Below are 7,086 nucleotides of genomic sequence, written 5' to 3'. Positions count from 1 at the left end.
GGTCACAGCAGGCCACGCCGAGCCAACATTACGCACAGTTACCAAACTGGCTGGGGTCTCACGCCCACCCCGGTTAACTTCGAAGACCCGCGATACCGAGGGCGCGGGCGGCGACCTGAATCCGGCCGATCTCCAGGCCCTTCATAATCTGCGCGAATCCGCGGCCTTCCTCGCCGCCGAGCAGCGCATCGACGGGGGCATGGTAGTCATCGAAGGACAGTTCACAGCTTTCGACGCCCTTGTAGCCGAGTTTTGGCAGGTCTTTGGACACGGTGAACCCGTCGCCGGGTTCGACCAGCAGGATGCTGATGCCCTTGTGCCTGGGCTCGGCTTTCGGATCGGTCCTGCACAGCAGCGCGATCAGCTGGGAGCGGCGGGCGTTGGTGATCCACGTCTTCGACCCGTTGACCACGTAGTGCTCACCGGCGCGGCGGGCGCTGGTAGTGAGGGCCTGCAGGTCGGAACCGCCGCCGGGTTCGGTCAACGCCATCGTGGCGCGGATCTCACCGCTGGCCAGTGCGGGCAGATAACGCAGCTTCTGCTGCTCGGTGCCGAAGGTGAGGATGAGCGTGGAGACGACGGTGTGGCCACCCATCGCGCCGGCCAGGCTCATCCAGCCGCGGGCGAGCTGCTCGGTGACCTGGACGTAGCAGGGGGTGGAGACGGCAACCTCGCCGTAGGGTTCCGGAATGGCCAGGCCGAAGATGCCGAGCTTTTTCATCTGCTCGATGAGCTTCTCGGGATAGTCGTTGGCGTGTTCCAGGTCCCGGGCGACCGGGCGGACCTCCCGGTCGACGAAGTCGCGCACGGTGTCGACGATGGCTTGTTCTTCCGCGGTCAGGGTACTCACGCTGGGTCCTCTTTGAATGGGGGGCCGGAGGTCGGCGGAGGTCAGATGACGCCGTCGGCACGGAGCGCGGCGATGGCGGTATCGGTGCGGCCCAGGCTGCGCAGGATGGCGTCGGTGTGTTCGCCGAGGGCGGGAACGGGGTTCATCGCCGGGTCCAGGTCGGTGAGGGTGGCCGGGGGCAGGAGGGCGCCGATGTCGCCGCCGGGGGTGGCGACGGTGCGCCACCGGTCGCGGCCAGTCAAGACGGGGTGGTCGAGGAAGTGGGCGACGGAGTTCAGCCGGGCGTTGGCGATACCGGCTTTGGCCAGCAACGCCAGCACTGTGCCGGTGTCGAGCGTGGCGAATCGGTCCGCGATCACGCCGTTGAGGGCGTCGCGGTGGGCGACGCGCGCGGAGTTGGTCGCGAAGCGGTGGTCCTCGGCCAGGGCCGGGTCGTCGAGCACGATCCGGCAGAAGGCGTGCCATTCGCGTTCGTTCTGGATGGCCAGCAGCACCGTCTGGTCCTCGGCGGTGGTGAACGGGCCGTAGGGGGCGATGGTGGCGTGCTGAGCGCCGACCCGTGCCGGTTGCCGCCCGCCGTACCGGGTGTAGTAGGCCGGTGAACCCATCCACTCGGCGAGGGCCTCGAACAACGATACCTCGACCGCGGAGACCGCCCCCGTGGTGGCGCGCCGGTAGAGGGCAGTGAGGACGCCGGTGTAGGCGTACATGCCGGCGGCGATGTCGGCGACCGAGATCCCGGCCTTCGCCATCTGGTCCGGGCTACCGGTCAGCGACACGAGGCCGGTCTCGCACTGCACGAGCAGGTCGTAGGCTTTCCGGTCGGCCCAGGGCCCGTCGGTGCCGTAGCCGGAGATCGTGCAGGGGATCACCCGAGGGTGCCGGTCGGCCAGGGACGAGGCGTCGAGGCCGAGGCGAGCGGCGGCGCCGGGGCCGAGGTTCTGCACCAGCACGTCGGCCTCGGCCAGCAGCTCCTCCAGAACCGCGCGCCCCTCGGTGGTCTTCACGTCCAGGGTGAGGGATTCCTTGGAGCGGTTGAGCCACACGAAGTAGCTCGACTGGCCGTGCACCGACACGTCGTAGCGGCGGGCGAAGTCGCCGCCGTCGGGCCGTTCGATCTTGATGACCCGCGCGCCGAAATCAGCCAGCTGGCGGGTGGCGAACGGGGCCGCGACGGCCTGCTCCAGGCTGACCACGGTCACCCCGGCCAACGGCAGCGGGACGTGCGGCGAGGGGGATCGCTGCGAGGAGGATCGCGGCGCGGCGCCCGGCGTCGCGCCCGACTCGGGGCGGTGCTGCTGGTGCTCGGTTATGTGGTGCTCGGTCACGTCAGGCCGCTCCTTTGGCCAGGCAGGTGGTCTGCCAGCAGCGTCGCGGCACGCGCCCAGTCCAGTCCGGTCAGCAGCGCGGGAACGTCGGGGCCACAGTCGGCGATCTTGGCGCGCAGGTCCTGATCCGAAGGTGGCCGCCCGGGCGACCCGGGTGGCAGCCGCTGGCTCACCGAGTACCGGGCGCCACCGCTGAGGGTGAGCGTGATGTCGATGCGGCCGGAGAGCAGCCCGTCACCGCCGGGGGTCTCGGTGACGGCTACGAGCTGGAGCAGGCGCTGGGCTTCGAGTCGGGTCACGGCGAGGTCGGTGAAGCTCCCGAAGCCGGGATGAGGGTCCAGCAGCGCGGCGGCGATGGCATATTCCAGGCTGAACTTCCCCTGCAGCCCGGTGCGGGGCCGATGGTGGATCAGCGGCTGTACTGCGCCCGCGGGTGTGCTCACCTCGATCGCGGTGATGCCCGAGGCGACGGCGTCGGCAGGCAGGTGCTCGCGCAGCGCGCTGATCGGGCGTTGCAGTGCGTAGCAGCAGGGAAAAATCTTGATCGCCAGCCCGCCGGGCACCGCCGGGCCGGTCACGTCGATGCGGTCCGGGTCGCCGCCGACCAGTCGTAGCCATGCGTCCAGCGCGGTCGGATCCGCGGTAGCGCCGACGGCGGCCAGCCTCGCCGCCCGAACTCCCGCGTCGGCGGCGAAGCCGACCTGCAGGGACTTGCCGGCGGAACCGAATGCCCGCTGCACCCCGCCGGCCGCGGGAACCGAGAGCGCGATCGCCGTGGCGATCTGCTCGGTCGACAGGCCCAGCGCCACCGACGCGGACACGGCGGCGGCCGGCGCCCCGGCCGTACAGGTGGCGTGCCAGCCGCCGGCATAGTGCGACCAGCCCAGCCCAGCGCCGCCCCGAGCCGCGCCATCATCCCGGCTCCCGCCAGGTAGGCGCGGGCGTCCCCGCCGACGGCCAGCGTCGCGGGGACGCACACCACGCTGATGTGGGTGGTGGACTCCAGGTGCAGGTCGTCGAAATCCAGGACGTGCCCGACCGCCGCCCAGCGCGCCGCGTCCGGCAACCCGGCCGACAGCGCCACCAGATCGTCCTGCCGGGCGGCGAGCGTGACAGCCATCGTGTCGAGCAGTGAGCGCTGCGCCAGGTCGAGGTCCGCGGCACTCGGCACATAGTCGTGCGCCCACCGGGCCAACGTCTCGGCGGTCGATTCCATCCACAACTCCCGACTCTCGCCAGCGCGGGGCCACACCTGGATCGCCCGTGTTTCACACCTGGGTCGCCCGCGCCTGGGTCGCCCGTGCCCGCAGCGCACCTGCCCGCCCGAAAGATAATGTATGGCCAATAGTGATCGGTAACAGGCAGTGGGGACAGGCAGGGAGGAGCCGAGCGGTGGGCGGCGGCAGGTCGACGGCGGGGGCTGCCAGCCCGCTCGTCCCGGCGCAGGGTCCGTACTTCGAGTACCTGGCGGTCGGGCACGTGTTCGACGCCGCGCCGTCGGTCACGTTGAGCAGCGGGCACGCGGCGATGCACCAGGCGATCGTGGGCGATCGGCTGCGGCTGCCCCTGGACGACGGCTTGGCTCGCGCTGTGGCCGGGCGGTGGCCGGTTGCTCATCCCGCGTTGGTGTGGGATATCGCGATCGGGCAGTCGACGCTGGCGACGCAGCACGTGCGGGCCAACCTGTTCTACCGGGGTTTCGTGTTCCGCCGGTTCCCGGCGATCGCCGACACGTTGTCCACCACCACGGAGGTCGTCGGGTTGCGGCAGAACCGGCCCAGGCCGGGGCGCCGTCCGACCGGGCTGGCGGTCCTGCGGGTCCGTACGGTGGATCAGCAGCTGCGACCGGTGCTGGATTTCTGGCGCTGCGCGATGCTGCCCCTGGCCGACCCTGACGCGGACACCGGTCACCACGATGACCTCGACGAGGTCGGTGTACACCCCTCTCCGGCGGACTTCGTGGCCGCGGTCGAGCCGTGGCGGCTCGACGTCTTCCGCGAGCAGGTGCGCGGCGGCGAGCATTTCGCCGATATCGCGGTCGGCCGCCGCTGGCGGGTGGTTGGCGCCGACGTGGTGTCCTCGGCGCCTGAACTGGCCCGGCTCACGCTCAACATCGCCACCGTGCATCACGACGAGATCGCCGCGGGCGGGCGGCGTCTGGTGTATGGCGGGCACACCATCGGCCTGGCGCTGGCCCAGGTCTGCCGTGCGCTGCCCAACATCGTCACGGTCGCCGGCTGGGACGGGTGCGATCATACCGGCCCGGTCTACGAGGGTGACTCGCTGAGCAGCACGGTCACCGTGGAGTCCACCCAGGCACTCGCTGCCGGGGGTGGGCTCGCGTGGTTGCGGGTCGAGGTCGAGGCCCAGGCAGGGCCGGCCGGACAGCCGCGGTCGGTCCTGCTGTGGCGGTGCGCGGTGGTTCTGGCTTGACGCCCGCCGAACCGGGGCTGATGGCTACACCGGGGTTGATGGCTACGATGCGCCTGGCCTGAGGCGCCGGTACAGGTACGACGACCCTGCGGGCCGGGGCTTCCGGATGTTGGCCCGGGGGGACCTGTGGGCCTACTTTCCCGGCCGTGGACGAACCAGCAGGCCCGTCGAGGTCGTTAGGAAGGGCGGGAAGGCGCGGGCCTGGCAGAGTGGATGACCACGGGGCCCGGCAGAGGAGAACATCGATGAGGATTGCGGAAGACATCACGCAACTGATCGGCAACACGCCGCTGGTCCGATTGCGTCGCGTCACGGACGGGGTGGGAGCCCAGGTCGTGGCCAAACTGGAGTCCTTCAACCCGGCGCACAGCGTGAAGGACCGCCTCGGGGTGGCCCTGATCGACGCCGTGGAGCGGGCGGGGCTGATCGGGCCGGACACCGTCATCCTCGAACCTACCAGCGGGAACACCGGCATCGCCCTGGCCATGGTGTGCGCCGCCCGCGGGTACCGCTGCGTCCTGACGATGCCCGAGACGATGAGCACCGAGCGGCGGATGCTGCTGCGGGCCCTCGGTGCGGAGCTCGTGCTCACCCCCGGTGCCGAGGGCATGCCCGGCGCCATCGCGAAGGCGGAGGAACTCGCGAAGAACGACGAGCGGTACCTCATCCCGCAGCAGTTCGAGAACCCGGCCAACCCGGCGATCCACCGCGCCACGACCGCCGAGGAGATCTGGCGCGACACCGACGGGCAGATCGATGTGCTCGTCGCCGGGGTCGGCACCGGCGGGACCATCACCGGCGTCGCCCAGGTCATCAAGGAGCGCAGGCCCGAGGCGCGGTTCGTCGCCGTGGAGCCGTCGGCGTCGCCGGTGCTCTCGGGCGGCGTGAAGGGACCGCACCCGATCCAGGGCATCGGTGCCGGGTTCGTCCCGCCGGTCCTGGAGACCGGCCTCGTCGACGAGATCATCCAGGTCGATGGTGAGGACGCCTTCGACCTGGCCCGCCGGCTGGCCCGGGAGGAGGGACTCCTAGTGGGCATCTCCTCGGGCGCGGCGGTGTCGGCGGCGCTGCAGGTGGCCCGCCGCCCGGAGAACGCCGGGAAGCTGGTCGTCGTCGTGTTTCCGGACTTCGGCGAGCGATACCTGAGCACACCGCTGTTCGCCGGGCTCGGGTGACCGACTGTGCTCTCGACGCTGCGCCATGACCTGCGCACGGTGAAGGAGCGGGATCCGGCCGCCCGCTCCACCCTCGAGATCGCCCTGTGCTATCCCGGCTTGCACGCAGTCTGGGGCCACCGGATCAGCCACTGGCTGTGGACCCGTGACCTGCGGCTGCCCGGGCGCGTGGTTGCCACGCTCACCCGCATGCTCACCGGGGTCGAGATCCACCCCGCCGCCACGCTCGGCCCCGGCGTCTTCATCGACCACGCCACCGGCGTGGTCATCGGGGAGACCGCCGAGGTCGGCGCCGACGTCACGATCTACCACGGGGTTACCCTCGGCGGCACCAGCCTGGAACCGGCCAAGCGGCACCCCACCATCGGCGACCGGGTGATCATCGGTGCCGGTGCCAAGGTTCTCGGCAACATCACCGTCGGCTCGGACAGCCGCATCGGGGCCAACGCCGTCGTCGTGCGGCCCGTGCCGCCCGGCTCGGTGGTCGTCGGCGTCCCCGGCCAGGTCATCACCCCCAGCCGCCCCCGGCCGGCCACCGCCCTGCCCGGTCAGGACGACGTGCTCCCCGACCTCGTCGGCGTCAGCCTGAAGTCCCTGCTCACCCGGGTCGACCAGCTGGAGGCGGTGCTCGACGGGAACACCGGGAACACCGACGGCCGCGCCGACGGGCGGGTCGCCGCCCATCCCACGATCCGCCCGCCCCAGGCCGGTGTGTGGTACGGCGAGGACTTCTCCATCTGATCAACGACCTTCAGCGGCGACCTGATCGGTGACACCCTTGGCTCGACCGGTGCCCCTGGGGATCCGGTCGAGCCAGGATTTGCCGGCAAAGCATGCGTCGCCATGACCACTTGATTCCGCCAGGCCACCGAGAGAATCGCTGGCGACCGGGATCGATCGCTCCTATGTTTGATCACATAGCGTAGTGATCTATCATAGATTAGCCATCATGGCGAGGCCCTGGTCTGATGCTGCGTCCCGCGTAGGAGTTGAAGCACATGGTGAGGTCGTTCGGGGGGTCGGCATCGCCGCTTCGGGCGGCACGGCTGGCGATAAACGCCACCCAGGAGCAGATCGTCGCGGCGCTGGATGCCAGATCATCGTCGGGTTCGTCCGGGGTGACCCCGAGCATGCTCAGCGGCTGGGAGCTGGGAAGACGCACGACGAGCCCCCGCTACCGGAAGATGCTGTGCGATCTGTTCAGAGAATCGCCGGATGTGCTGTTCGCCCATCAGGACGCGGCGTCCACCGGCCTGGATGGTGAGATGGCGATTGTCATGGGGCATCCCTCGCTTCTAGG

The 7,086-nt window shown here is 70.5% G+C and carries 6 protein-coding genes and 1 pseudogene; 4 read left to right on the top strand and 3 right to left on the bottom strand.

The window, feature by feature from the left end; all coding sequences use genetic code 11:
- Positions 1-88: 88 nt before the first annotated feature.
- From AC08OQ_RS16105 to AC08OQ_RS16095, 3 genes and pseudogenes are all read right to left on the bottom strand, one after another.
- A pseudogene (locus AC08OQ_RS16105) lies at positions 89-850 on the bottom strand (acyl-CoA dehydrogenase family protein); the annotation flags it as partial.
- A gap of 41 nt (positions 851-891) precedes the next feature.
- On the bottom strand, positions 892-2,178 hold the full coding sequence (locus AC08OQ_RS16100) for a CaiB/BaiF CoA transferase family protein (RefSeq protein ID WP_476601769.1): 1,287 nt from the start codon (positions 2,176-2,178) through the stop codon (positions 892-894).
- A complete protein-coding gene (locus AC08OQ_RS16095; RefSeq protein WP_476601770.1) occupies positions 2,175-3,155 on the bottom strand; it encodes an MmgE/PrpD family protein in 981 nt (326 codons plus the stop codon). Before AC08OQ_RS16095 ends, AC08OQ_RS16100 begins: the two co-directional genes overlap by 4 nt.
- Positions 3,156-3,570: 415 nt before the next feature.
- Between AC08OQ_RS16095 and AC08OQ_RS16090 the strand changes: the two genes are divergently transcribed.
- The 4 genes from AC08OQ_RS16090 to AC08OQ_RS16075 all read left to right on the top strand — a co-directional run.
- Positions 3,571-4,611, top strand: coding sequence for a MaoC family dehydratase (locus AC08OQ_RS16090; protein ID WP_476601772.1), 1,041 nt, complete (start codon positions 3,571-3,573; stop codon positions 4,609-4,611).
- Positions 4,612-4,856: 245 nt separating this feature from the next.
- A complete protein-coding gene (gene cysK / locus AC08OQ_RS16085; protein ID WP_462203687.1) occupies positions 4,857-5,786 on the top strand; it encodes a cysteine synthase A in 930 nt (309 codons plus the stop codon).
- A gap of 6 nt (positions 5,787-5,792) precedes the next feature.
- Positions 5,793-6,527 (top strand): serine O-acetyltransferase, encoded by a 735-nt coding sequence (gene cysE, locus AC08OQ_RS16080; RefSeq protein ID WP_476601773.1) that lies wholly within the window; start codon positions 5,793-5,795, stop codon positions 6,525-6,527.
- Positions 6,528-6,784: 257 nt separating this feature from the next.
- The coding region (locus tag AC08OQ_RS16075) for a helix-turn-helix transcriptional regulator (protein WP_476601774.1) at positions 6,785-7,086 on the top strand (302 nt) is incomplete at its 3' end.

This window comes from Frankia sp. CcCS3 (assembly GCF_977927575.1).
This window is presented reverse-complemented; position numbering and strand designations above follow the sequence as displayed.